Origin of the sequence: Bacillus sp. SG-1 (genome assembly GCF_000181495.1) — a bacterium.
Lineage (GTDB): Bacteria > Bacillota > Bacilli > Bacillales > Bacillaceae_B > Rossellomorea.
In genome coordinates this window covers 452,072-478,278 of the sequence record NZ_ABCF01000001.1, presented here as the reverse complement: position 1 = coordinate 478,278, position 26,207 = coordinate 452,072, and the positions used below count along the sequence as shown (strand labels likewise).

Here is a 26,207-nt window from a genome sequence, read left to right as displayed (position 1 = left end):
TTCACCAGCCATTGATAAGCAGTCATTAGTATAAAATAGGTAAGCGAATGAATGATGCTTTTTTACCATCTATTTTCACCCTTCACAATTTTACTCTTTTCCATCGTTTTTTATCTATATACGAGAACCGGCTCAACTAAGTTTCGCGTTTATATACGCGAAGATTTAACGCTTTAAAGCACGAAAAGGGACTGTCCCTTTTCGTGCTTTACAGTGTTAAATAATGAATGCACTCACATTCTCACCTCTTTATTTCTTAAGACCCTGAATGTAATGGAAGCCAGGATCATCGACAACACACCCATCCATAGAACTGCTGCAACAGGGTACAACACTGGATACCCGAAGAGGTTGAGGGTCTTGAACTGAGTGAACAGGAATTCAACTCTCATAATATAGAAATATGAAAATTTGACCATATCTGAAATCCATGCTTTCAACTGAATCATTTCCACCGCCATAAACGGCAGGGAGAATATCGCGCCTGATATGAAAAAAGAGAGAAGTGAATTCTTGCTGACCGATGAGATGAAAAGAATCAGAGTCGCAAATCCAAATGCCGCTGAAAGATGTATGCCCAGTTGGATCAGGTGGAATTCAAGCATATTCAGCCCATAAGGTGAAAAGTAATATTTGAACACAAATTGAAGCGGTGTTTCCCATCCTAAATTGCCCAGCATATAGAGCTTGCTGATGACATTTACAGCCTCCCATGCAGCAACCACTGTCAGAGCGTAGATCAACGCGGCACCCAGCTTGGCCCATGTTAAGGCGGTTCTTCCCTTTTTCGAACTCAATATATAATTGTCCATACCAGAACTGTACTCTCTTGTAAAAATTGAAGATAGTCCGATCAACAGCATTGCTCCGGTAACAAGAAAGGAAAATGTTCCGGTATAGTCAATGATTTCTGCCGGGCCTTTGTAATAGGAAAAATAGTAAAGGTCGACGCTTTCTAACATCCTTCTTTCAAGCTCGGCATTATACTTGGTTGAACCCTCCAATTCCTGCACCCTTTGATTGAAGGTCTCATGCACCCTCTGAATGAATGCAACATTTTCATAGATGCCTGACTTGATTGCCTCACTCTCTGAAAAGAAAGCCCCTTCTGTCCCATTCGCTTTCATTTCCTCTATCCGTTCTTCAGCCTTCGCCATTAATTGGTCATTTGCTGATTCAGCCTCCTGGATTTTTTCAGAAGTTAATGTCCCTTCCCAGTTCTTATAAAATTGTTTGGTCTGTTCATCCGTTTTTTCAAATTTCACCATATACATAGAAGAAAATAGGATGAGGACCAAGAAGGTAATATAAATCATTTTTTGACTGAAAATCTTATACAGCTCGAACTTTAACAGTCTCATTATATTCCCTCCCCTTCATCGAAGTAGTACAAATACAAATCTTCTAAATTAGGTTCCTCAATGGCTGCATGGGGATGCGGCTTTCCTTCGCTAATAATCCGCAGTTGAAATCCATTTTGTATTCGCGAAATGTTTCCCACCTTGAAAACGGATTGAAACCATTCCAGTTCGTCTTCCTTTGCTGTCAGGGACCACACTTTATCTGCGATTCCAGTCAACAGATGGTTCGGCGATTCTTTTTGAATGAGCTTTCCTTCCTTTAGTATCAGTACTTCTTTTGCTATGAACTCGATGTCCGATACAATATGTGTGGAAAGAAGCACAATCCGGTTTGTCGATATTTTCGATAAAAGATTCCGAAAGCGGATTCGTTCTTTCGGATCAAGGCCCGCTGTAGGCTCATCAACAATCAGGATTTTCGGATCATTCAATAAGGCCTGGGCAATGCCTATTCTCCGTTTCATGCCGCCTGAGAATTTCCCCACCTTCTTCTTCCGCTCTTGATAAAGACCGACTAATGCCAGTGTTTCATCCACCTTGTCGCTGGCCTCCTGTTTCGAGAGGCCTTTCAAGGAAGCAATATAGTGTAACAACTTTTCAGCTGAGAAATTCTTATACAGCCCGACATGCTGAGGAAGATAACCGATCAAGTCACGGTATTCGTGATCCATGCTGAAAATGTCCCTGCCATTCAGGAGAATCGTCCCCTCAGTGGGCTTCATCACACTGGCAATAATTCGCATGAGTGTGGTTTTTCCAGATCCATTGGCACCAAGGATTCCGTAGACTCCAGTGGTGAATTCCAAAGTAAGATCATCAAGTGCCTTTTTGTCAAATTGATTTTCTTTAAAGATTTTCGATACACCATCAATGGTTAAGTTCATAATTTACACCCCTTTTATAAAGCCTGCCTGCCTGCATGAAGATAAGAATAATGGCTGTTATAATGATCAGCAGATAGACTCCGGCTGGAATGGATTCCATTTTCCCGCTGACTTCTTCACTGCTCAAAAACACACCGGTCCCCAGCCATACCACAAGTGTGGCGGTAACTGCATGCATATTGCGCAGCCGATTCGCAAGCAGGAAGGAAATTAGCGTTATGACGGTAAAAGGAGTCATCCAATAGAGCAGCAGCTTCCCAGCCCATACATTTGGTGTAAAAATAGATAGGACAGCCATTGCCATCATATTGATGCCGATATTAAATGTGCCGATGATGATCATCTTGGACAGGATGATTTCCTGCAAATTGAATTTAAAGGAAAGCTCTAGTTCCGCCATTCCAGTAAGCCTGCTTTTAAGAATTTCGAATAAACCGGTGATGGTTGGCAGCGGTGCAAATAACATCAGCGTCACATAAGGATCTTGATCAGCAATGAACACCGCATACATACAGATAACTAGAAACAGGCTGTTCAATATCCAAAATAACGGACTGAAATAAAAGATTTCCTGATAAGCATTTTTAAATATTGGAATGCTGGTTTCCGCAATACTTTTCCACCGGTTTTCTTTTACAGGAACAAATGGCCTGACGGCTTCGATAGTCCTCATCATTTCTGCCTCACTCGGATACTCTACATCATAATCATCCAGCCTGAACCCAAGCTCCTTTTCCAACTCCTCCAACTCCAGGTCAAACTGGGGGTCATTTTTTCTGCTGCTGTCCATATTCCTCACCTCTTCCTAAAAGTTTGGCTAGTTTCCCAAGTCCCTGTTTCAGCCTCGACTTCACAGTAGATTCATTTGCATTTGTCACGGTGGCAATCTCATGAATCTTCATCTCATGATAATACTTCAGAATGATGGCATCCCGTTGATACTCTGGAAGCTCGTGAACCGCAGCCTTCACTCTCTCCCTTGTTTCTTTTTGAGCGAATATGTAGGAAACATTCGTCTTCTCATTTGTTAAAAATTCCGTTAGGTCAGACTGCTTTTGAATCCGTTTATGTTCAACACTTTTCCAGTAATCCCGGCAATGATTCATCGCAATTGAAAACACCCAGCTTTTGAAGCTGCCACTGTTTGAATAGGAACCGATTTTTTTAATCACTTTGATAAATATCTCCTGAGTCAAATCATATGCCAAATCCCGATTTCCTGTTTTTCGATACACAAAAGCAAAAACATCTTTATAATATTTACGTGTCAGGACTTCCATCGCCGCTTGGCTGCCGCGAAGGATCTCCTGAATAAGCTGCCGATCTTCAGACATGTTGCATCACCTCAATATGTATGACGAGATAAATTTCAAAAAGATTTAATGGAGTAAAAAAAATTCAGGCACAGGTACCATGCCTCTTCCAAGCTTAAAGGGACAGCTCACCACTGCCCCTTCGTTGTGCTTGTTCTCAACTAATATTTTAACACTCTGTTATGTATTTCCAGACTCTTTTTTCGGGTGGGCAGAGTGACAGGTTACCTCTCTATAGCCGGGTCACATATAAACCATCTTCCCCCTCGGGCCTTATTGAACTGAAGACCTCAAAGAGCTGATGCAGTTTATGAAAAGATAAATTCGAGTCATTTACCGCATTTCTTTCTCTCAAGCTCTATCGATTTTTAAAAAGAAAAAACATTACCTTTCATAAGAATTCTCCTCACCGAGTGTGAAAAGTTGATTTACATCCTCTTCAACCTTAATAATAAGGTAAGAATAAAAAGCAGAGGTGACTCACAAGTGGAAAACAACGCACACCCCCTATCAGAACCGTTAACCCTTCCTAATGGAAGCATTATAAAGAATCGTTTTTTCAAGTCTGCGATGAGTGAGGCCCTTGGAACCAAAGATCACAACGCAACACCTAATCTTGTCACTTTGTACAACACCTGGGCTGACGGAGGGACAGGACTTGTTGTGACAGGAAATGTCATGATTGACAGAAGTGCTCTAGGAGAATCCGGGAACGTAGTCATTGAGGATGAAAAAGATTTAGAAATGCTCACCCGATGGGCAAAGGCTGGAACGAAGAATGGTACTCATCTGTGGATGCAATTAAACCATCCCGGAAAGCAGTCACCCAGAACTTTGTCCAAAAAACCTGTAGCTCCAAGTGCCATACCACTGTCTGGCAATCTAAAAAAATTCTTTAATGAACCGAGAGCTCTTGCCGGAGAAGAAATACAGGAATTGATTATCCGGTTTGGAAACGCGGCCAAAATCGCTCAAAAAGGAGGATTTACCGGTGTGCAGATCCATGGTGCTCACGGTTATCTCATCAGTCAATTTTTATCTCCCTATCATAATCGGCGCAGGGATGAATGGGGCGGCTCTTTAGAAAATCGAATGAGGTTTGTTTTGGAAGTCTATCAAGAGATTCGGAAACAGACCGGCGAGGATTTTCCAATCGGAATCAAATTAAATTCCGCAGATTTCCAGCGAGGCGGTTTTACGGAAGAGGAATCATTGGAGGTCATTCGCAGCCTGTCTGACGCTGGCATAGATCTTATCGAAGTCTCAGGCGGGAATTATGAGAATCCTATGATGCAGGGGGCGAATGTCAAAGAAAGTACAAAGAAACGGGAAGCCTATTTTCTGGAATTCGCTTCAAAGGTAAGAGAAATCGTTTCTACACCATTGGTCGTCACCGGAGGCTTTCGTTCAGAAAAAGCTATGACGGACTCAGTTGCTCAAGGTGAAATTGATATGGTGGGGATCGCCAAGCCGCTTGCCCTGATCCCTGATCTCCCAAATCAAATCCTTCAAGGAACCTATAGAACAATACAGTTAAAGCCGATGAAAACAGGTTTGAAATGGCTCGATAAATCAGCGTCAATGTTAGAGATTGTCTGGTATGAGCAGCAGCTGGCACGAATGGGAAATGGAAAAACTCCTAAACCCGATCATAGTGTCTGGCTGGCGTTATTGCACACCATCACCACCAACGGAACTGCTGTTTTCAAAAAACGACGTGGATAATGACTATTTCACACTTTAAAGCACTAAAAGGGACAGTCCCTCTTAGTGCTTTAAAGCGTTAAACTATCGTGAGAAGCTCCAGTCATTCCGTCATTACCCTCTTGATTTGCGGACTAAATGAAACCATAAAAAAAGAGCCTTCTTCTACGTGGCTCTTCTAACTATGATTTATATATCTCCGGCATGACTGTCTCCATATAGTTTCCGTAACCTTCCATGACCGTGAGCCCCTGGTCAATCAATCCTGTCCAAATCTTGTGATCTAATTTGTATAGGCCTTTAATTCGCAGCATTTCAAGCTCTTGTTCAGTCAATTTCACCTCGTAATATTGGTCGGTAATCTTCACGACCACTTCATAGTCCTTAAACTTCATAAGGTAAACAGAATAATCCAGATCCCATTCATGAAGCTGTCTCTCGATCAATTCTGCTACATGCTTTAGAAAGTCCTCGTCGTTCATTATTTGCGCCATGTAGGTTCTCACAACACTATTTATATTCATGAGCTTTCCTCCTGGTAGTAATTCTAAAGGTCTCACACCTAGTGTTCCCTTTCTAAAATTCTTTGAAACTTTTTACCGATGACTTAATATACATTTGCTCTTATGTATCGCATCAATTGATCTTTTGCCAGAACTTTAAACATCTGAAGCTAATATAAGCAATGTACATGTCCTATCAATTAAAAATAGTGGACATGTTACTCTAACCTACCTCGCTCTCTTACACACCCAATTTTTTACAACCTTTTCACTTACACCTTGCTCCAATAATTTAGTATACTTGAGTGGGAGGTGATAAAATGGAAGAAAAAATGATGATTCTTCTAACTGAAATGAATCAAGAAATGAAAGGGCTAAGGAGAGATCTATCTAGCTTAAAAGACGAGACGTCATCATTTCGAAATGATGTCAACCATCGTTTTATTGGGATGGATACACGTCTCGATGGCATGGACCAACGCTTTGATGGCATAGATCAACGCTTTGACGGCATGGATCGGCGTTTCAATGGCATGGATCGGCGCTTTGACGACATGGACCAGCGCTTTGATAAGGTGGATGCTAAGCTGGATGGAGTTGGACTCCAGTTTGAACAAACATATGAATCAATAATGGAAGATGTTGATTTTGTGACTACCAAAGTCAATAAGCTGGAGAAGGAAATTTTCATTATAAAAAGTAAGAACAACATCTAATACTTCTTTACTAATCCTTTTGTGCTTTCCTCATAAATTTCCACTTTGTTTAGTTTTTCCCTTCTTGAGACACAGGAATAGGTATCTCATTCCTTTTAAACGGTTCAAATAATTCGAACACTTCTCCGCGGAAATGCACACAAATAATGACCGGCGCTCATTCAGCGTTGGGCATTATTTGTGTGCAGTTGGTACAATGATAGACCGCGCGAGCTTTACGCGGTCCATCATCCCAGACCAACCCGCCAAATGATGCACCGCGCACCATCAGCACTTGCTATCACTTCCGATCAACCAATACAAAAACGTGCCGCGGTCACCAAAAGAACGGCACATCCTTACGCAGAACTCTTTATGATGACTCACCAGAACCTTCACTTCAACCTGTTGACTAACTTTTAGACCCATCCCTATACAATAAGTATTTAAGAACGTTTGACAACTTCTGCAAACCGATGAAAATGGGGAGTAAGAAACTAACCCCTGCTCAACGATTGGGTATAGTGGACAAGCAATTTAGTTTCGAAGATATAATTTATTTTAAATGACAAAAAGAGCTTGGAATTGTTCTCAAGCTCTTTTTGTCAACTAAAGCATCCTTTACTTCAATAAGGTAATTCGTTTCCTTCTTTATCAAAATATTCGTAATCGGTTCGTTCCATTAAATCAGGTTCTAAACTGTGAAATAAAAATGCCTTAATATCTTCCTTACCCATTGTTATCAACTCAGCCTCTTTACTTCCAAGCATCACTTTATCTACTTCTTTTGAGGCAAGACCTACAATGTAATCATCTTTGCCTGAAGACAATCCAACATTATTTTTATCAAGATTACCGACACCAATTATTTCGTCAAAATGCCAACCATATTTATTCTTATTTACCTTTCCTGCCGCTAAGTTGTGACTGCTAAACTAAAGTAGACAGTTTTTGCTAGATAAGATGAAACACTTATTTACCCTAATATACCAGTAAAATATATGGCCCTTCCATTGTATGATGATGGTTTGATTTGTAAATCATTGGAGGGCTGAGAAAAGGTGGATAAGTGGGAAATGTATATGGAAATACAGCAGTTACTCAATAAAGGATTCAGTAAATCCAAAGTAGCAGATAAGCTGGGGGTATCCAGGGCGACTGTATATCGTCATCTGAAGAAATCTCCTTCGGAGAGGGCACAATGGGTTGAATCCTTACAAACAAGAAAGAAAAAGTTGGATCCTCATAAAGAGTTAATCCTAAGTTGGTTAAGGAAACATCCTGATCTTTCAGGAGCACAAGTAGAAGATTGGTTGATGGAAAGGTATAAAGAGCTTGAAATTGGAGAAAGCACAGTCCGTGCTTATGTTAGAGAGTTAAGAGTTGAATATAAAATAGCTAAGGAATCTTCACCAAGGGATTATGAAGCTATTCCTGATTCACCAATGGGGGAACAAATCCAAGTTGACTTTGGACACACCAAGCAAAAAACCTCCGATTATAAAGATGTAAAACTGAACTTTATAGCCTTTGTGTTATCAAACTCGAGATACAAATATAAAGAGTGGTTAGATCGCCCCTTTACAACTCAAGATGTTATTCAGGCTCATGAAAATGCCTTTCAGTGGTTTGGTGGGATTCCAGGAGAACTCGTGTATGATCAGGACAGCTTAATTGTGGTGAGCGAGAATGGAGGAGATCTCATTTTAACGAAAGAGTTCCAGCACTATAAGCAAACTCGAAAATTAAACCTAAGGGTTTGTAGGAAAGCCGATCCAGAAAGCAAAGGAAAAATAGAAAACGTTGTAGGATTTATTAAGTACAATTTCGCCAAGTATCGAGTGTTTAATAATATTGATTCCTGGAATGAACAAGGATGGGAATGGTTAAACCGTACAGGTAATAAAAAAATCCATAACACAACAAAAAAAAGACCGGTCGAAGTGTTCTCCTTGGAAAAGCAACACTTAAGACCAGTCACAGGAAACATTAATTTCCTAAACAATCATGAAAACAGTATAACAAGAAGCGTCCATAAGGACAATACCATACGGTATTTATCCAATAGGTACTCCCTTCCACTTGGAACTTTTTATAAGCATGAAACCGTCTCAATAAAAGAAACAAAAGACAGAGAACTATTAGTCTATCACTCTGAGACAGGAGAACTCCTGGCTAAGCATCAGATTCCGGATGGTAAAGGACAATTAATTAAAGACAGAAAGCATACAAGAGATCGCTCAAAAGGAATCGATGCATTCATTGATACTGTAGCAAACCGATTCGAAGAAACAGAAACGGCCTACAATTACTTGGAGAAGCTTCGTGAGAAGTACCCACGGTATATTCGTGATCAGTTACAAATGATTCTAAGAGAAACAAAACAACATAACGAGCATCTTCTAACAGCAGCCCTCTCGGAATGTATTAAGAGAAACTTATATAGTGCGACAGATTTCAGCGATATCATTTTATACCTTAAACGACAACGACAGGTTCATGATACAACAAACGACAAAGCTGATACTGTTTCACCACTAAATAGCATATCCGGTTGGATTATAGAAACAGAAGCACAAAAGAGAAATGTAGATGCCTATACTGTCTTATTAGAAGAAGGTGATCAAAGTTGAATCAGCTTCAGGAGGTCCAAGATATATTAAGGTCCCTTCGGTTAGCTGAAACAGCTGATCGATTACCAGAGTTAATAAGAGAAGCTGAGAAAAGGGACTTGTCCTTCACTCAGTTTCTACTAGATGTAGCAACCTATGAACAAAAGCGCAGAGATGAAAAGCATCTGGAAAGGCGATTTAAGTGGGCGACGTTTCCCTTCCATAGTACTGTGGATGAGTATAACGTGAACGAGCAAAAGTCACTGAGCAGTAAGAAGTTAAACCAGTTAAAAGACTTAACATGGATTGAGCAGCTATATAACATCATTTTTCTAGGACCGCCAGGTGTCGGTAAGACCCATCTTTCGATAGGTCTTGGAATTGAAGCTTTAAACCAAGGATATAAAGTTATCTTTACCACTATGGGAGATCTAATCCAGGCATTAAAGACAGAAGAAATAACGAGGAAATCCAAAACAAGAATGAAGCGAATTAGAGAAGCAGATTTGGTTATCATTGATGATTTGATGTTTATGGCCATGGATAAACAGGAAGCTAATATGTTCTTCCATCTCATTAACAACCTTTATAATCAATCCTCGATTATACTTACATCTAATAAAGGACCTAAAGAATGGGGTGAACTATTGGGCGACCAAGCCATCACGACAGCTATACTGGACCGGATCTTACATCGAGTGGAAATAGTTCATTTAAATGAAGATAGTTGGAGAATGAAACATCGAAAAACGATTTTTGGTGAACAAAGTGTCTCAAATTAATCAGCAAAAATTGTATCATTCTACTTGACGGTCACATAAGTAGTTCTTAGGAGTTTGACCTACTTCTGAATAGTAGAAAACATATGCAACATCATCGTAGAGCTTAGTATCAATAATTTTTAAAACTTCAAGTTTAGGAGCTTTAACATTACTTAATGCTTCTTCTGGCGTTGAATATGAATTATTCTTTTTACTGTTCTCTAAATAAAGAAAAGCAGCTACCACCAGTAATCCTACAACTACAATACCAATTATTATTTTTTTCATCTTCTCCCCCTTTATAGTTAATTACGATTTCTTCCTAAGAAAGTTTCAAAACCTGCTTCAATTAAATATCACCATTCAACAATAACGTTTTCATCACTGTCTATAACTTGGTAATGAATTTCATCCACTTTTTCGTATATGCCTTGGGGCAACTTATCAGCTACGGTGTTCTTTTCAGTTAAAAAGATAGTGGATTGATGTAAAATATTATCGTTTACATCCAAAGGTGTGTAAGAGATTTTTTCAGCATCTTCATAATTAAATACTGCACCCCATACGATACTATTTGAAGTATTTGTAACTTTACTAACCTTTAGAAATTCATATTCACCTTCTATATCTACATTTTTCGCGAATTCCCCTGTACCTGTTTCATATTTATATTTTCCGTCGGTTTTGCTAAAAGAATTCAATATATGTAGTGTTTTATTCGGCTTGTTCCGACTAGAAAAGATAACAATTTTATCAGTGTCGTCTTGGAATAAGACCTCTACATTTTTATTAACGGGTTCGGTTTTGGAGTACAAACATTGAAAAAATAATAAAAAGTAATGTAACATCTTGATTCACAACATAATTCGCACCCTAATTCACAACAGTCTGATGGCTAACATACTCCTGCGAATTGGCGTGTTAAAACGTCTGCAAATACGCGTGTGGAACAGGGGACAAAAATACCTGTTCAGCGTCTAGTTGTTGCCAAAAATACAATATGCAATAAAAAAACAGAAAAGACCGATTAAGAAATCGGTCTTTTCATTCTATATTGCCTTATTCAATTAAAGCCCCCTTTAGCTGAACAAGCAAAGGGCGACCACTCTGCACAATAATTGCACGAGTAATAATTCTATTTTTCAATACAAGTATCTTACTGAGAGTCTGTATTTTCCAATATAAAATTTTCCTTTTCGCCATTCCATTCAACGGTTACTTCAATAATGCTATCCTGCGGGATAATGCTGCCGTTCTTAGAACCCCCGTGAGACTCAATTACTTTTTTATCTAAGTCCTCTCTTGTCCCTTCACTACCTTCAGACCCCGTATCATAAGAATAGGATAAAGAGCTTCCAGCAATTTCACTTAATTCGCCCTTATATTCTAATTTAAAATCGCTTTGAGTCCTTGTGTTGTAATCGTTTATATCTCCTTCGGGGTCTTTGATGAAAATTTCTTCACCCTTGAAAACCAGTTCAGCCTCCCAGTTTTCACTTTCTCCCACAAAATTATAATTAAGTTCCTTAACTTCTTTTATATCATCCAGCGACTCATCTACACTATTTGATGTTGGATTACATCCACCTAAGATAAGAGAAAGAGATGCAAATACGATAATAATCCAGCTTTTCAATTTATCCCTCCTTTTTCTGGAAGTTGTTTCTTTATACAGGATAACACAAAATTATTTAACTTTTCTAATAATTACAGGTATTACCTTTTAGGATTTTCAATGTTCAATTAACCTGCCCTTTACTTGAACAAGATTTTATCTTGGGTTATCTAGTTTTTGTAATGCTTCAGACAATCTATTTTGTATCCTATCATTGTCACTTACATAAAAGACCAAAATATTATTTATTCCATATGCTTTATGTTCTACCACATCTGCTGTTGCTGTTATCTCTTCAAACCTTTGTATTCCCTTTCCTCTATCACTTGCCGAAGAAAAAACATAAACCGATAATGTATTGCCTTCTAAATTGTATACTTCAGGTGTAATACCGTTTAGTTCTTGTATAAAGACGTTTTCGCTTGGTAAATCTGTATTTTTATCTAATTCAAACCCTTGCTCAGCTATTTTGGTTTCTACATCTTCCAGTGTAATGCCTTTTTTTTCAGACGGAGTTCCTTCTGTTTCTTGTTGGCTACAAGCACCCATAAAAGATATGAATAGTACAAGAAATAATAGCTTTTTAATCATATATATACACCTCCAATCCTATTAGACGGACGCATTTATTTTTAGTTTCACCTTATTCAGCTATTCTGCCCAATAATTGAAGAAAGACAATAGCCAGACCAAGTAGCTGATCTAAAGTTATTGCCCCGCTTGATGGAACATTTTTAGTTGAAGGAAATATGCCATTTGTGTTCTTATCACCTTTATTCTAATTCGGGTGCAATTATAAAATAAATGGCAAAAAACACAGTTAGAAAAACAGCAGTGAATTTCAGAGGAATATTAAATAAATAGGTGATTATTGAACTACAAAGTATTGTGATAACTCCTAGAATATTCCACGGGAACGGTCTGTTTTTATTATCACCGAAGAACATCATTAATGCTAAGTAAGAGATGAAAAACACTACTGACAATACAACTGATACCTCAGAGATTAAGACAGCTAAAAGAGAAAATACAAAAAAACTTAGAAAGATAATAATATTACTTTTGTTTAAAATACTATTCCCCCCTTAAAACCTTGACCCTCAGTCTATGAAATTACAATACATACAAAACCCATTAATCATTATCCATTTATATTTTTTCTTGCTTTCTTAACCGGAGATGTTAACGTTTCTGATAATTTATCAATATCAAGAAGAGATTAATGATTATTGTTTGAATTTTATTATTACACTAATAACCATACTTAATATCAATGCCGGAATTGAGATGTAAAAAAGTATTAATTCAGAAATAGATTGATTCGATTTTAGTAAAAAAGCCACTATTGATAAACCGAAAAAACTTAATAAAAATAAAAGCTTCCCAACAAGGTGTTCAAAATTTTTCTGAATTACCATATTAATCGTCAGAGAGATTGAAAATATTAACAATATAATCCCAAATACAAAAGAAGGAGTATTTTCAAATAATGAGTACAAATTATCCCCTCCTCATTTTTTTATTGCTTATTCAATTAACCTGCCCCAATAGTTGAACAAGGGCGGCTGCTTGCTCAGCAAACGCCCCCTTATGTTTAATAAGAAGTATTATTTAATCGTCAAAGTTAACGGTTATCATATAAAGGTTTTTAAAATGTATTTCACAGTTTTCCATTGTTCTTGAAGATAAGTATTCATTGGGAAGCTCCTCCCACTTAGAAGCCATTTCGTTTAGAAATTTTTTGATAATGAAGACACTGTAATCCCATATTTACTCAATATGACTGTAAATTTTTCAATTAAAATATTTGTATAGTCTAAATCCTTTGATTCAAGAAATAGTGCAATTAGCATAAGTCCTCCACCAATTGCTTATTCAATTCTTGCACCCATTCGTTTAAGTACACACTTTCACAAACAGCAATTTTATATTCTACTTTTTTGTTTTGTCACGATATACAATGATTGTAATTATATTTAATAGGAGTGTAACGATAAGAAGAACTGAACTTGCAACCACCCAACCCTCTTCTATAAGATTAGACAAAGCCCCAATCTTAACCAGATTATGAGCATAGACTATCTGAAAATATAACGATATAGCACAAGCACTGATACTCATAATGGAAAAAGTGCTCCAATTATTAAGGTTATGGTTTTTATATCGCATAAGATTAACAATAGGAAGTGTCCAGGCAATAAGACCAAGAGCAAGACTACCAGCATTAAGCCAAAACCAATCAATCATTATTTACCACCCTTTGAGTTTTTTATTTGCATTTTTGTTCATTAATCAGTAAATATACTTCTGTTACTAAACTGCCCTTTAATTGAACAATTCCTTTATCTATATATTAACATAAAATCCCATAAAACCTTTGGAAAATCCTATATGAATAAAAAACGCACAGTTACCAATCACTGTGCGTTTTTTAATGTGAATTTAGTGAAAATTATATAGCTAATCGGGTAGCGAAAAGTGCTGCCATTTTACATTTTGTACTCCAAAACCGAACCCGTTACATTTTTATATCCTTTTTTATTTATTGCCTCTTCAAGTGAAGGTGAAGAACAACCAACTAATAAAGTGAACACAAAAATAAAGCAACAGATTTTTTCAAGTTACTCCCCCATATCGTTTTAAAGCAATTAAATTACTATCATGAATAACCAATTCATTGTTCAACCTTCCTGCTTCGGTAGTTGAATAACCTTATCTATATAATATAACATTTACGTAATATTCTTATAAATAAGATTCTTCTGTGATTTTAATTACGAATACATAGTAAAAAAGCAGTACTAAACGGACTGCTTTTTCTACTTTTGTACTCCAAAATGGAACTACTTACTATACAATTCATGGGCTTTCTTGAGGAAGTCCCCTTTCCCTTGATCTTCCACCCAAAGCTCGATTAACTTGTGCACATTATCATTTTCATCTGAAGAACGTTCAAATGAATGAAACCACCTGCTGGCTTTCTCCATCTCACTGATTTGCCGGTCAACCCAAAAATGTTTTAGCATTCTAATATCATTGGATGTTAGTGCAAATTTCTCGATATTATCACGATGTTTCGGAAATGACTCATAGTTCTCCCAGCTTGGAAAAATCCCATGTTCAAGAAAAGCTTCCATATGGGCTTCCACGACTGATTTTAGGATTTTCCGCTTTGAACCCGGGCCAATCGGAATCTTTATCATGCCGCCAAACAAGCTATACTTCATGGGGATTGCTCCTCTCTGGTGTTTTTCAGGTATAGGAAGTTTGTTGTAATGATATTCATCCAATCCGCGTTTAGTACTTACATATAAACTTTTAAGCGATGCAGGGGAAATTTAGCAATAGAATGACAGAAAAGAAGTTTCCCTCCCCTTGCTGAAAGAAAAAAACAGTAATTTCACCTAGTTTTCAAGAAGACAGATGGTACCATTCAGAGCAAAAATAGCATAACAAAAGGGACAGTTACCGCCTGTCCCTTTGGCAAAAAAACAATATTTCTATTTCCCCGATAACTTGCCGCACTCCTGCAGCAGCCCTTCGTATACCTTTTTATCACGCGGGTTAAAGTCAATGTTTTTGTAAACAATATCACCATTCTTATCGATTAAGAAACAAGAACGAATCGCCACTTCATCTTTTTCATGGAATACATTGTACTTCTTCACCGTTTCTTTATGCCAATCTGACAACAAAGGATACGGCAGCGTTCCAAGGCTTGCCTCAAATACATTATGTGAATAGATATGGTCAACGCCTATTGCCAAAATTTCAGTTCCAGTGTTCTTAATTTCCTCATAATCCTCTTTCCAAGAGGTTAGCTCCGTAATTCAGCCAGGAGTGAAATTAAGTGGATAAAAGGCCAGAAGGACATTTTGTTTTCCATGGTAGTCCGATAAAGAGATCTTCTCTTTTCTGGTCGATGAAAGTGTAAAATCAGGAGCTTTATCGCCCACTTTTAGTTCCATTTCTCTTCCCTCCAATCTAGATACCTTCGTTAGCATTATTCTTCCCTGTAACATTTTTTTAAAACTATCTATAAGGGAAAGCGGTGTTTGGTAAGCTCAAGCAATGCGTCAGGTCAGCTGTACTTTTTTTCTAAAAAGTGACATTACCTTACCAAGGGAATCCTATTTATGTGGTGGTCGCTTATCTTATAAAAATCCTGAAACCTATCCCCCGGTGAATCGTATATAAATCAAGGAGGGAATACCTTGAAGTATTTTATGTTTGGAATGATTTTAGCTGCAGCAGGCACCCTACTATCAGTGATCATTTGGGGAATGAACCAGGCTTATTACATTAGCGGCGGAATTGCCTTGATATTCGTGGGCATTTCGATGATTTCTTCCGGGGCCTTGGTAAGCGGAGACCAAATGCGGGCCAATTTTGCGACAGAAACGACTCAAGACAGACGCGCCCGCATGAGCATCTCATTTAAATCTGCGTCGATTGGGCTGCCGAATCTGGTTGCGGCAATTTTGATTTATGTTTATTTCACTTAATACGTTTACAATAAAAAGGCTTAGAGGTGAATTTCCTCTAAGCCTCTTTCGTTAGCTCTAACTCTCTTGATATTCCAACAAATACAACCCCTCTATCTCAAAGGTCCATTCCTTGTTCCCCATCAATTCATCTTTCTCAAAGACATAAAGGACCCTCTGTTCGAACCTTCCCTCATAATCTCCTACAGTGCCGCCGAAGTCCCCATCTTCTCCTCGTTCATTAATTGCTCGAATGTCAGTGAGAAAATTTGGGCCGGATGTATACGTGTCGTCTTCATTTAAACGGAAAGTACTCAACAAAGTACCCTTTTCCTCTACCTTCCCATCCAAGCCAACAAAAACGAGAATCTCATGTTTGTTATTTAATTCATTTACTTCCTCTTCTATGCCGGCCAGGAAAACCTCCGTGTCATGAACTGTAGTGATTTTTCGGGGCTCCTCCACCCCTTCTAAAATTTCTTTAGTAGTGAGCGTGAATTGAATTTCTTCCTCATATGGAACAGTTTCCGCTTGATAATCCTCCAGGTTCTGACGAATATGAATAATGTCTTTACCGTCACTGGATTTGCAAGCTCCTAATATAAATAGCAAGAATGTTGTCCACACCAAAATGAATTTTTTCAATTGAATACCACATCCTTATGAGTCTACTTACTGCCCAATCCGGCAAACCAGGCATCATCCATATAGTCGTTCCACTTCAAGGTGAATTTCTCTGCTTCTATCTTAACCAAGCAGAATTGCCCTTCACCCCAATGAGTACCTGCTATCTCAAATAAATAATTTGTACCATTAGAGGTTTGATTAAATTGTAAAATTTCTACCTCAAGTATGTCGGTAATCAAAACCTCCTTATCCCTTCCATCTTCACAATAAATAATAGCTTCATTCATTCTTACTCCACTAAATTCAAGCCTGCATCTATCCGTTGATTTAGCAGCTTTAAAAGGATTTAAAGGATGATTTTCGGTTATATCGACATGCTCCAAATAAAACAATATAGTATCCTTTTCAACCAAAATTTCATCCGCCAGACAATCATGAAAACTTATAAATTGAATGTAATCGTTAGTAGTCCTGTATTTCCATTCCATCGGTTCACCTGCTTGTCTTTAATTTAATGAACGCATGTCACTTATTGACATTTTTTCGTTCTAAATTATTTTTTACCCCTATAAACATACCAATTATAATGTAAAATACCCCATTACCCAAGATGACTAAGCCTACAAACGCTCCTCCTATAGCTCCACCTGTTCCATTTCCGTCCCTGCTATGGTTAATCTTAACAAAGACACTACCTGAGATAAAACCAATGCTCGGTTCAAAGATTATCTCCTTCAAATGAATCCCCTTTAATAATGAAAGTACAGGAATCAAATGAATTTATGTTCTTCATCAGGCTTTTATGAATTAAACGATAAATCCCCTCTCAAAGTTCCGATTTCCCCTGAAACATTAGGTAAAGATATGACAAGGTATCGCAACGCAAAAATGCCCCCTATCCATTCATGAACAGGAGGCTTTGCTTTTGGGTGAAGCGGAGCTCTTATTGTTACTCCTCCGGCTGATCCATTGGAACATTCACATTGAAACTAACCCCGAACTTGTCCGTTACCATTCCGTATAAGGGGCTGAAATCCGTCTTATGAAGAGGGATAACGACTTGTCCGCCATCTTCTAAAGCAGCAAAGATTTCTTTTGCTCTTGCCTCTTCTTTAGGTTGAATCGCAATCTGAATTGAATTGCCCGGTTGATAAGGCATGCCTTCGTATGTATCGGAGAACATGAGATCACCTTCGCCGACTTTCAAGTGTGCATGCATAATGCGATTCTTCATGTCATCAGACAGTGGATAATCCGGATTATCCGGTCCTTCTCCATACGTCATGATACCCATCACTTTACCGCCAAGTGCTTTCTCGTAAAAATGGACCGCTTCTCTCGCATTACCATCAAAAAATAAATACGGATTCAAACTGATTGACATCATTCAACAACCCCTTTGGAATAATTTGGACATCTTATTTTAGGATACATGGTTATAGAACTTGCACCAGAAAAACAGACATAATGCACAGCTGTTTGACTTCTGACTAATTCATTTTATTTACAGCGCCATGTTCTGCAATACCGGTGTTTGCTTCGATTTTCGATAAGACGCCCAGCGGAAAATAGTCTTCTAAACATAAGAGCTATGAGCGTTTTATCGTTTTTAGATTCTTTTATACATCATATCCTTGCTTTCTCCATTGATAAATAACGGATCCAGGATAGAGCTTCTGGCTTCTGGATAACGGTATGTCAAACTCTTGCCCCGCCAGTTCGAACGCAAGCTTATGGGGGTGTCCCTCTTTAATAAGCTCAATGACCCTTTTCTTAAATTCTTTCCTAGGTGTTCTTTTTGTTTTAACTTCAGCGGGTCTCTTTTTAAAAGCAATTTTTGCTTTCAGAGACTTTCCAAAACTCCATAATGCTCTATCAATCTCCTTCACCTCGTTTAGGCTGTACTTCTCACTCTTCCCATAGTGAGAGACAAGAAATTCCTCGAAAAACTCTCTATAAGATAAGTAATCTCTTAGTTTTAAAGTAGTTCCTTTTTGATTGAGTTCCTCGGCAAGCAGTGCTCTCTTTGCTCTTTCTACATGTTGATCATATAATGGGTAAATTCCTGGTGATAAGATATGGAGGACGAATGTAGGTATGACAACGGAGCCAGAAGCCCACAGTGGAAGTTCTGACCCTGTAAGTTTATCTACTGCTGCTGAATCAAAAGATTTTTCATCACGGATGGTCGCGGCTAATTCATAAAATTTCCTACTATAAAAGATAGGTTTATGTTTGTCCTCATGGTAAGTATTAGGTTTAGGAGTTTTAAGTCTATAGGATACCCCTTTTAGGTTATAATCTCCTGCTGGATCCTTTACGACTTTGCCATCTTTCCAGTGAAGCATTCCTATTATACTCTCTGCAAGTTCATCAATATTGTTTGCTGTCTCAATACTTTTTAAAGACTCTGTGTAAAAGTGGTGAGGATACTTACTGTCATCAAATTTATTCGACCATGCATGAACAAAGGCCCTCATATTTCCCCTCCAGTTATCAAGCTATAAAATGGATAATTCCTTAACGATTTTTGCTGCATCCTCTAATCCTTCATAACTTGCTTGTCCTTGTCCGAAGAATGGTGTAACTAAAAAGTAGACTTTACGGTCAGAGGAAAGATTAACAGCGTAAATAGCAAATAGTTTGTTGCGTCTATCATTCCATTCTTTTATAAGTTCCGTTTGAAAATGCTCCAAAAACATCTTGGAGTACTTTCGATCATAGGAAAGCAGAAGCTTCACATTTGAATTTTCTAATAATGTCTCTTTAATAAGTGTAAATCGATTATCTCCTACACTTCTTAAATAAGCCCTGTTTGACTGCCATATATCATTATATTCTTCAATGTCCGTATTTGACCTCCTCGGAAGCGGAAGAAATTCACATAGAAAGTGATCGCCACCTTTTTTGCCAAGCTTTTTCTCTTCAAAAACAAAACTTCTTATTTCGTCACCAGTTGGTTCTACTCCATTTAAACTGAGGAGAAACGCAGCCATATATCTCCATACATTTGGTCCCTTAAATGTCTGTAGAGGTATTCCATATAACTCTTCCCAAACATGCTGAAAATCCATTTCAATTTCAAATTCACTTCTTAATGAAAGACTTCCCTCTAATGTTTTCGTTTGCTGTCTCCATATCTCAGCGCCTCCTTCTTCCATCCCCATAAACCAAATCGAACTGTTCACATTTCCATAACCGAGCCAATTATATAGACACTTATCTACTAATGATTGTACTACTGTCGCTATAATCTTCTCTCCTTTAGATTTATTCAATGGCAAATGCTATTTTTGTAAAAATCAGAAAATTACATCTCTAATATTACCAAATTATTGGTATATTTTCCATGTAATCACAGATAAATAAAAACGCCTGCAAAATCACAAGCGCTTTGTTCTCTCCTGATAAACGACAGGTACCCATCCCGCCTCTTTATCCTATGTAATGGTGTTGCATTGCTGTCACTGATTTCCTAATAAAAAGTTCTTTGTTTCACTCTCGAATGATCCCCCGGCTTGAACCCAGGAGGACTTCCTTTCCTCTCTGGTTTCGGTAGACGAAATCCATTTCCACCTTTTTGTACCCTTCTGATGGTTCCACTTTTGTAATCTGGAGCTCACATGTTATGGTGTCTCCTGTAAAAACAGGTCGGATGAATTCGTTGTGCATATCTCTTGCGATGTAATTCAAATCACCGCCGATTTTTGTACCGATGCTTGCCGTCAACAACCCTTGGACCATTACGCGGCCATGTTCATCAGGTTCCATATGATGTAGGCCCTGGTCACCTGACAGCTGTCCAAACTCCATGACCTCTTCCCGCGTGAACGTTCTCTCCCAAGTAAAAACATCTCCTGTTTTCATTCTCTTAGCTCCTTTTCTCCGACTCTTACCTGCTATTTTACTTTAGTTTATTTGTGATGAAAGAAGGGGAACTTTTTTGCATGAAATGACCGTCAGTGTTAGATAGAGCTGTTCTTATATCTATGTTTGAGAATCCGTTCAGTAATAAATCCAATGAAAGAACCAATTAAGACAGGAACAAATGAAGCGCCTACTTCAAAACTGAACCCATCCGATGAGATATCTTTATAATAACTCCACTGTAACAAGGAAATCTCAAATATGTTTCCAATCGCATATAGAATCGTTATGGAAAATAACGCCGCGATTAAAGGAAACCAAAATAATTTCTTCTTCATGGATTGAACCTCCATTCTTTAAGGCTTTACAGAAATCCCTTTAGGTTTTCCAGGGCTATACTTATTTGCTACTTTTGTAATTAGTGGTGTTCCAATTATTGTCGGCAGGAACCAAAAAATAAGGACAGGAAGTTCATTTAGCACCGGTACCCTCGGAATATTGACAACAATCGTTGCAGTGACGATGCCGATATACGAACCGAGCATAGCGCCGATGTGGGTGCTGAGCCAATTTTTCCACCTGATTTTCCCCGCCAGGTAACCCCAAAGCGCAAGCCCGTAAGAAAAAACCGCGATATAGAATAGGTAGGCACTTTCTTCCCAGTGCAGGATCGACAAGCTGACCGCTGTGAGGAAGACGATTACATAGAAGAAGTGATAAATCTCACCTGAGACCGTATGCCTCCCTTTCCGTTTCTTCGATGTCATCGCCAATACACCACTAATTAAACAAACGCAGCCTGCAGCGATATGAAACATTAATAACAGATTGAACATGAGCCACCCCTCCAGTTATTGTTATAAGTGATACCGTGTTCTCAATTTATTCGCCCTATGGCTTTCGATTTACAAAATCCGGGTCTTCTCACCGTCGTTTATTTTAATATGTATGTAACTTGAAGATCCCGAATGAATCCGGTTAGGTATTTCTGATACATCCAGCAATTCTTTCAAATCAATTTGTTTCTGACGATTTGCTTCTATGCTTATGGTATACGGACCGTTTTTATTCATGAGTGACTCTGCCCTATAATTACCATCCCAATCTGAATCGATGAATTCCAGCTTAAATGTCACATCTTCACTGCTGTGATTCTTAAGGACCAGGCTGCATTCGCCAGTCATTATATCTTCGCTCGCCTCTTCAAAGTGACATGATCCATTCTCACTGAGTGAAACAGCTGCAATGCCATTGGCCAGTGTTTCCTGGTAACTGTAAATCAGCATTTTGGGTAAGAAGGCATAAATAATGGAAATAATGACGAGTGTACGAAGTCGATATTTTTTTAAGCCGAAAACAATCAAACCAATGGTTATTAAAAATAACATGGAGCCTATGATACCCAGCAAGTTATATCCATCGCTGGTTCTTATCGGAAAAGACATGAACGTGGATCTGGCGTTTAATGGTTAATAATCAGGATAAGGGAAAAATAAGTATACACAGATTGCAAATAACACCACCGCTAAGATAAGTGCTGCTTTATTTCTTATGTAGTCATCTCCAACATTCCTTTGTTTACTTCTCATAGCTGCCTCCATATTGTTTTATCGGTCCTTCAGTATAAAAATGCCCGATGGGGGATGGTGTTTCCTTATTGTTCCTCGCAGGTTCAACCAAAGTAGTCAACTTTCGACCGTTCCCATGCCAGTGGAGTATCCCTCTTGTAGATAACGCCTTCTAAACCAGTGCCAGCAAGCAGGTCATGGAGATTCTCTTCCTTGGAAAAAAAGAGGGCTGCATTTCCATCGAAATAACAAGTCAGTACAAAGTCTGCATTCTCATCTTTAACCGTCACTGGTCCTGTACAAAGATTTGATAGATCTTCAATGCTTGCATTAAGAATATCAAGTGACCCGCCACCATCCATCATGCTCATATACTCTATTTTACGGGCTCCCTTTGAAGAAAATAGCTTCCTTATCGGTTCTAGCAGAAATAGAGACAGCTCATCCTCTTCAGGATAAAATAGCGAAGTGTCCATGGCAGCCTCCAACTTTGAAAGCATCCGGTGATGGGAGTTTTTAGCGAAGCCACCAAACAACCGGGCATGCATAGCAAAAGCAACTTCCCCCACCCTTTTAAGACCGCTGATTTTCATCATTTCTTTCCAGGACACAGGCGTACCATACTGAAGAATATCTTCCTTCACCGGGTAATAAACATTATACTTGGCACTTTTGTCTGACACCCACCCGTCTGGCATTTTAATAAATGGATAAAAAAGGCAGCTGCTGATTTATATTCATCAGGAAGCAAAGTTAAAAGCGGGTGATCTCTGGTTTTATCTAAATCAGGGAAAAAATATTTTACAGACAAGGTCCTCATCCTTTTTTGCTCATAATTTGGTATTCTTCATTTCCTATTCTTTAGATAGTAAATGATCAAGAAGATCAGGATTGACAAAATGATAAAGGGCACAAGCCCATACAAAAAGAGCCCAATAGGTCCCAATTGCATGTAACCACCCCCTTTATAGTCGTGAAATGAGCTTCCTCTATTCGAATGATTCCGCTATATCTAACATGGTTTCCTTGTTAACTACAGTATCAAAACCAATTGTGCGGTACTCTAAAATGTAATGATAATCACCTTCAGTCCAATGTAAAGATGGACCCGTTACTTCATTCTCGGTATAAAAGCCTTCATTCCCATTGATTTTGACATCTTCTTTTTCAATGTTCCCTTCATAGGAAACCGGTGCCGTGTGTACAGTTAACGTAAAAATTTCCCCGTTTTTCCCCGTTAGGCTTGTTTCGTACCTGCTTGATTTGTGCGGCGGCTCAAATATTTCATATCCTTCGATCGCCACAGGGAATTCCGTTGGCAGCTTAGGCTCAATCCCCTTTTCCGCCAGCTCAGCGGAAAGTTCACTGTGATTGTACTCCACCAGGTCTTCTCTGCTGTGGCTGCACCCGAAAAGAAGAGAAGGAAATGCAACCAGCATAAATAGTAATTTTTTCATATGATTAGCCTCCCTTATGTATATCTTTACGGGGCAATGAGGGAAAAGTTTCAATTTCCTATACGCTGAGCGGCTACTAGAATTTTGCAGGTTATTGAATATCTTTCTGGTACTAACTTCAAATTCCCTTTTCATAATCTTTTTCTACTCTTCTTTCCACTGACTGTATATACTCAGCAGTATATTTTTTACCAGGCAGAACGTCGGTGTCCGTCACTATCCATTTACCTCCCGCTTTTTGAAGAGATACTAATTGGTTGTTTCCGCTATTTGGATCTTTGTGTAGTACGAAGCCTTTTATTTCATTTCTGAAAGCAAGGGTGTATCTTGGATGAAATTGAGATGAGGACGGCAATTCATTTATTAAATCATTAGGCAGAGAGGTTAGTTCTATATTTACATATTCTGATAGGTTCAAGTGAAATTCTTCCTGGAATTCAACAAGCACGATTTCGTTAATAGCCTTTTGCTTTAACTCTTGTATTTCATCACGTTTCTTTAAATGCTTAGCATTAATCTTGTCAATTTCATCGAAACCTGCTAATTCTTCCTTGTAATCTGTTCGTGTATCTGTTTCATCGACAGTCATACTGAAAATCAAAAGAAAAATTGCAGTAAAACCTACTGTTAATACAACGATTGAGTTCTTGTTCTTCATACCTATCTCCCTTATCTAAAAACTAGAACCATTCGAAGCTTTCACACTTCTCACAATCTCTTAATCACCTTATTTAAAACTGTACCAACGACAATAAAAAAGCTGGTACTAATCAACACTTTTACAGATGAAATTCCGACTACCTTCGCCTCCTCACTGAGTTGTTTTACTTCCATGACTGTCCACCAATCACCTACATCTGACAGGTATATGGCAAAGAAAAGCCACGTCAGGAAAGATAAAAATATAAATAAGAAGACGCCTATTCTTCTGTTCAAGTTCTTTCCTCCTTAAACCGATCTCTGGTTGGTTAAATCCAGCAAAAAAAGAAAGATACTCATGGACTCTTCAGTATCTCGTTTCACTTCCCAACAGAAGACTCAGAAAGGCTGTAAATAGTATGAGTATCTTTCAGTTTCATAATGGTTCCTTGTTTTTCGTGCAGCCAAAGGAAATAAAGTCCTCATTATCTCCAAGTATGACTTTGTAGTAAGGGTCGGCCATATCTGAAATGCCTGGCAGCTTTCGCTTTCTTGAATGCTACCCTCACTATCTGAGATTACCAGTTCGTTCTTTTCCTTTGTTTCTGAAAAGCTCTTCAGCTGATGGATTTTAATTTGTAATATGTCTTCTTCAGAACAACCGCTCATGACAATTATCATAAGGCTCTTTTCGTAAACTTTGTTGCTATTTAATACAAACTTTAAAAACTATACTTAATTAACCAGAAATAGCCTGTTAAACAAGGAAGAAAAGAGCTAATTCACCTTGTTCAGAGAAAAAAGCCTTTGTCTCCAAGGGAAAAATCCGGTTCTTTGGATTTTTCCGAGAGCAACAATATATACGAAAACAGCGTATCATAAAAAGCAAACTGGCTTTAATCAGTATATTCATCTAGTGATATTCCTCACTTCTAATGTGTGATGCAGATAGAATTATTGCTAAACTTTTTTATAAAAGAGTCCTGTCAAGACAGTAATAAAGCCAACCGCTAACATATCTGTACAAAATTGAATGGGCATCAGGTTTCCATCTTGCTGACACTCTGAGAGACCTTATGCTCTTGTTCCATTTACGTATATAAGATTAGTCTAAAAACTTTTCACTCGGTAATAAAGATAATTTTTCTATAGAAATATCAACGTTCCTATCGAGATACCACTTCACCAAATAGTAGCCTAAAGAGTAACCACCCCAAAACGGTAAACCCTTTTCTTCACTTCCGAACATATAAGAGTCAGTTGAAGAGCCTGTTTCTTCAAAATGATGTTTATATTTGGTTTCACAAAGGACTTTTGCTTGTTGTTCGGTCAGGGCATCTTTGTAAGGTCCAAGATAACTGTTACCTAAGGTTAATCTCACAAAGTGTTCTGCTAGTCCCTCTAAGATCATTCGGTCGAGTAAATTTGTATTTTCTTCATCCATCTTGAGAGCACTTATACGCCAATGGTGATGGTACTCGTGAGTCAAAACAGATTTAAGGGTTTTGCGGACGCTTTCTTCTGGAAGTACAGCAAAACACATCCTTCCATCCCATTCCGTAAAGGCTGAGACTCCACCAAGCTTTGACTTAACAAATTGATCATTTTCATCCAGAATAAACAGTTCAAGATTAATAGGGATGTTTGAAGGATATTGTCCTTGCAATCGTTCAAGCTCTTCTTTTATAAAGGTTTCATAATCAAGTTCCAACATGTTTATTAATTGCTTTTCGAGTGAGTCAATATCATTGTTGAAATGGAACATTCCGAAAAATAACATCAATCCTAAGTTTTCTTCATTAAACTTAAAACTATCTATTAGGTACTTTTCTCTGTTTCCTTCCGGATTTAATTTCACGGTTGTTATGAATTCCTCCATATCGCCAAGTCTTGAATTGCTTTCAACTAGATTTTTTGTTTGACTAATTGTTCTCCACTCCCAGAAAAATTATTTTCATCACAGAGCTTCTATTGCTGACACGCTCTTTAATTGAACATTTTTCCATTTTATTTTACCATAGTTCCAATTTATTAGGTTTTCAGCGGTGACGAAAAAACAGACTAAAATCTGATTTTTAGTTGAAAATACATACAAAAAAAGAGAGTACCGAATCAAT

33 protein-coding genes are annotated in these 26,207 nt (G+C 38.1%); 5 read left to right on the top strand and 28 right to left on the bottom strand.

Going from position 1 to position 26,207, the window contains the following annotated elements; translation table 11 throughout:
- Positions 1-233 precede the first annotated feature (233 nt).
- The 4 genes from BSG1_RS02550 to BSG1_RS02535 are packed head-to-tail and all read right to left on the bottom strand — an operon-like array spanning position 234 to position 3,579.
- The gene (locus BSG1_RS02550) at positions 234-1,361 is read right to left on the bottom strand and encodes a hypothetical protein (protein ID WP_006835252.1); all 1,128 of its coding nucleotides are present in this window, start codon (positions 1,359-1,361) and stop codon (positions 234-236) included.
- Positions 1,361-2,245, bottom strand: a complete 885-nt coding sequence (locus tag BSG1_RS02545; protein WP_006835251.1) for an ABC transporter ATP-binding protein — start codon at positions 2,243-2,245, stop codon at positions 1,361-1,363. Before BSG1_RS02545 ends, BSG1_RS02550 begins: the two co-directional genes overlap by 1 nt.
- Positions 2,229-3,035, bottom strand: coding sequence for a hypothetical protein (locus BSG1_RS02540; RefSeq protein WP_006835250.1), 807 nt, complete (start codon positions 3,033-3,035; stop codon positions 2,229-2,231). The genes BSG1_RS02545 and BSG1_RS02540 overlap by 17 nt, the downstream gene beginning before the upstream one ends.
- The gene (locus BSG1_RS02535) at positions 3,013-3,579 is read right to left on the bottom strand and encodes an RNA polymerase sigma factor (protein ID WP_006835249.1); all 567 of its coding nucleotides are present in this window, start codon (positions 3,577-3,579) and stop codon (positions 3,013-3,015) included. The genes BSG1_RS02540 and BSG1_RS02535 overlap by 23 nt, the downstream gene beginning before the upstream one ends.
- Before the next feature lie 465 nt (positions 3,580-4,044).
- Here BSG1_RS02535 and BSG1_RS02530 point away from each other — a divergent pair, with 465 nt between their 5' ends.
- Positions 4,045-5,283, top strand: coding sequence for an NADH:flavin oxidoreductase/NADH oxidase family protein (locus tag BSG1_RS02530; RefSeq protein ID WP_044022231.1), 1,239 nt, complete (start codon positions 4,045-4,047; stop codon positions 5,281-5,283).
- Positions 5,284-5,444: 161 nt separating this feature from the next.
- Here the strand turns inward: BSG1_RS02530 and BSG1_RS02525 are convergent, their stop codons facing one another.
- A complete protein-coding gene (locus tag BSG1_RS02525) occupies positions 5,445-5,786 on the bottom strand; it encodes a hypothetical protein (RefSeq protein ID WP_044022230.1) in 342 nt (113 codons plus the stop codon).
- 299 nt (positions 5,787-6,085) lie between these two features.
- Here BSG1_RS02525 and BSG1_RS02520 point away from each other — a divergent pair, with 299 nt between their 5' ends.
- Positions 6,086-6,481, top strand: coding sequence for a hypothetical protein (locus BSG1_RS02520; protein WP_044022229.1), 396 nt, complete (start codon positions 6,086-6,088; stop codon positions 6,479-6,481).
- Between the two features lie 605 nt (positions 6,482-7,086).
- On the opposite strand, the gene BSG1_RS02515 is transcribed toward BSG1_RS02520, so the two are convergent.
- Positions 7,087-7,290, bottom strand: coding sequence for a hypothetical protein (locus BSG1_RS02515; protein ID WP_006835244.1), 204 nt, complete (start codon positions 7,288-7,290; stop codon positions 7,087-7,089).
- 231 nt (positions 7,291-7,521) lie between these two features.
- Here BSG1_RS02515 and istA point away from each other — a divergent pair, with 231 nt between their 5' ends.
- Positions 7,522-9,093 (top strand): IS21 family transposase, encoded by a 1,572-nt coding sequence (gene istA, locus BSG1_RS02510; protein WP_006835243.1) that lies wholly within the window; start codon positions 7,522-7,524, stop codon positions 9,091-9,093.
- Positions 9,090-9,854 (top strand): IS21-like element helper ATPase IstB, encoded by a 765-nt coding sequence (gene istB, locus BSG1_RS02505; protein ID WP_006835242.1) that lies wholly within the window; start codon positions 9,090-9,092, stop codon positions 9,852-9,854. Before istA ends, istB begins: the two co-directional genes overlap by 4 nt.
- 15 nt (positions 9,855-9,869) lie before the next feature.
- Here istB and BSG1_RS02500 read toward each other — a convergent pair whose 3' ends face one another.
- The 7 genes from BSG1_RS02500 to BSG1_RS21255 form a co-directional block, all read right to left on the bottom strand.
- Positions 9,870-10,121, bottom strand: a complete 252-nt coding sequence (locus BSG1_RS02500; protein ID WP_006835241.1) for a hypothetical protein — start codon at positions 10,119-10,121, stop codon at positions 9,870-9,872.
- A gap of 68 nt (positions 10,122-10,189) precedes the next feature.
- Positions 10,190-10,681: a hypothetical protein gene (locus tag BSG1_RS02495; RefSeq protein WP_006835240.1), complete on the bottom strand. Its 492-nt coding sequence runs from the start codon at positions 10,679-10,681 to the stop codon at positions 10,190-10,192.
- A 308-nt stretch (positions 10,682-10,989) separates the two neighbouring features.
- On the bottom strand, positions 10,990-11,469 hold the full coding sequence (locus BSG1_RS02490; RefSeq protein ID WP_006835239.1) for a hypothetical protein: 480 nt from the start codon (positions 11,467-11,469) through the stop codon (positions 10,990-10,992).
- Between the two features lie 135 nt (positions 11,470-11,604).
- Positions 11,605-12,039: a hypothetical protein gene (locus BSG1_RS02485; protein ID WP_006835238.1), complete on the bottom strand. Its 435-nt coding sequence runs from the start codon at positions 12,037-12,039 to the stop codon at positions 11,605-11,607.
- A gap of 1,341 nt (positions 12,040-13,380) precedes the next feature.
- Positions 13,381-13,695 carry a hypothetical protein gene (locus BSG1_RS02475; RefSeq protein ID WP_006835234.1) on the bottom strand — a complete coding sequence of 105 codons (315 nt, stop codon included), beginning with the start codon at positions 13,693-13,695 and terminating at the stop codon, positions 13,381-13,383.
- A 596-nt stretch (positions 13,696-14,291) separates the two neighbouring features.
- On the bottom strand, positions 14,292-14,675 hold the full coding sequence (locus BSG1_RS02470; RefSeq protein WP_044022227.1) for a hypothetical protein: 384 nt from the start codon (positions 14,673-14,675) through the stop codon (positions 14,292-14,294).
- A 273-nt stretch (positions 14,676-14,948) separates the two neighbouring features.
- Positions 14,949-15,416 (bottom strand): redoxin domain-containing protein, encoded by a 468-nt coding sequence (locus BSG1_RS21255; protein WP_232214170.1) that lies wholly within the window; start codon positions 15,414-15,416, stop codon positions 14,949-14,951.
- 246 nt (positions 15,417-15,662) lie between these two features.
- On the opposite strand from BSG1_RS21255, the gene BSG1_RS02455 reads away from it, so the two are divergent.
- Positions 15,663-15,953 (top strand): DUF5316 domain-containing protein, encoded by a 291-nt coding sequence (locus BSG1_RS02455; RefSeq protein WP_044022225.1) that lies wholly within the window; start codon positions 15,663-15,665, stop codon positions 15,951-15,953.
- A gap of 57 nt (positions 15,954-16,010) precedes the next feature.
- Here the strand turns inward: BSG1_RS02455 and BSG1_RS02450 are convergent, their stop codons facing one another.
- From BSG1_RS02450 to BSG1_RS02375, 15 genes are all read right to left on the bottom strand, one after another.
- Positions 16,011-16,577, bottom strand: a complete 567-nt coding sequence (locus BSG1_RS02450) for a hypothetical protein (protein WP_006835229.1) — start codon at positions 16,575-16,577, stop codon at positions 16,011-16,013.
- A gap of 23 nt (positions 16,578-16,600) precedes the next feature.
- On the bottom strand, positions 16,601-17,047 hold the full coding sequence (locus tag BSG1_RS02445; RefSeq protein ID WP_006835228.1) for a hypothetical protein: 447 nt from the start codon (positions 17,045-17,047) through the stop codon (positions 16,601-16,603).
- A 37-nt stretch (positions 17,048-17,084) separates the two neighbouring features.
- Positions 17,085-17,297 carry a hypothetical protein gene (locus tag BSG1_RS02440; RefSeq protein WP_052302343.1) on the bottom strand — a complete coding sequence of 71 codons (213 nt, stop codon included), beginning with the start codon at positions 17,295-17,297 and terminating at the stop codon, positions 17,085-17,087.
- Positions 17,298-17,508: 211 nt separating this feature from the next.
- Positions 17,509-17,943 (bottom strand): VOC family protein, encoded by a 435-nt coding sequence (locus BSG1_RS02435; RefSeq protein ID WP_006835226.1) that lies wholly within the window; start codon positions 17,941-17,943, stop codon positions 17,509-17,511.
- A 235-nt stretch (positions 17,944-18,178) separates the two neighbouring features.
- Positions 18,179-19,039, bottom strand: a complete 861-nt coding sequence (locus tag BSG1_RS02430) for a hypothetical protein (protein WP_006835225.1) — start codon at positions 19,037-19,039, stop codon at positions 18,179-18,181.
- 21 nt (positions 19,040-19,060) lie between these two features.
- Positions 19,061-19,837 carry a hypothetical protein gene (locus BSG1_RS02425; RefSeq protein WP_156791344.1) on the bottom strand — a complete coding sequence of 259 codons (777 nt, stop codon included), beginning with the start codon at positions 19,835-19,837 and terminating at the stop codon, positions 19,061-19,063.
- 217 nt (positions 19,838-20,054) lie between these two features.
- Positions 20,055-20,426: an FAS1-like dehydratase domain-containing protein gene (locus tag BSG1_RS02420; RefSeq protein ID WP_006835223.1), complete on the bottom strand. Its 372-nt coding sequence runs from the start codon at positions 20,424-20,426 to the stop codon at positions 20,055-20,057.
- A gap of 98 nt (positions 20,427-20,524) precedes the next feature.
- Positions 20,525-20,764 (bottom strand): hypothetical protein, encoded by a 240-nt coding sequence (locus tag BSG1_RS02415; protein WP_044022224.1) that lies wholly within the window; start codon positions 20,762-20,764, stop codon positions 20,525-20,527.
- Between the two features lie 18 nt (positions 20,765-20,782).
- Positions 20,783-21,262 (bottom strand): hypothetical protein, encoded by a 480-nt coding sequence (locus tag BSG1_RS02410; protein ID WP_044022223.1) that lies wholly within the window; start codon positions 21,260-21,262, stop codon positions 20,783-20,785.
- A gap of 69 nt (positions 21,263-21,331) precedes the next feature.
- Positions 21,332-21,835 carry a hypothetical protein gene (locus BSG1_RS02405; protein WP_232214169.1) on the bottom strand — a complete coding sequence of 168 codons (504 nt, stop codon included), beginning with the start codon at positions 21,833-21,835 and terminating at the stop codon, positions 21,332-21,334.
- Between the two features lie 263 nt (positions 21,836-22,098).
- Positions 22,099-22,725, bottom strand: coding sequence for a DUF2711 family protein (locus BSG1_RS19675; RefSeq protein WP_269479308.1), 627 nt, complete (start codon positions 22,723-22,725; stop codon positions 22,099-22,101).
- A 258-nt stretch (positions 22,726-22,983) separates the two neighbouring features.
- Positions 22,984-23,451 carry a DUF4367 domain-containing protein gene (locus BSG1_RS02395; RefSeq protein WP_006835217.1) on the bottom strand — a complete coding sequence of 156 codons (468 nt, stop codon included), beginning with the start codon at positions 23,449-23,451 and terminating at the stop codon, positions 22,984-22,986.
- A gap of 118 nt (positions 23,452-23,569) precedes the next feature.
- Entirely contained in the window at positions 23,570-24,109 is a 540-nt protein-coding gene (locus BSG1_RS02390; protein WP_006835216.1) for a hypothetical protein, read from the bottom strand.
- A 50-nt stretch (positions 24,110-24,159) separates the two neighbouring features.
- Positions 24,160-24,387 carry a hypothetical protein gene (locus BSG1_RS02385; RefSeq protein WP_006835215.1) on the bottom strand — a complete coding sequence of 76 codons (228 nt, stop codon included), beginning with the start codon at positions 24,385-24,387 and terminating at the stop codon, positions 24,160-24,162.
- Between the two features lie 808 nt (positions 24,388-25,195).
- Positions 25,196-25,948 (bottom strand): DUF2268 domain-containing putative Zn-dependent protease, encoded by a 753-nt coding sequence (locus BSG1_RS02375; RefSeq protein WP_232214168.1) that lies wholly within the window; start codon positions 25,946-25,948, stop codon positions 25,196-25,198.
- Between the last annotated feature and the right edge of the window lie 259 nt (positions 25,949-26,207).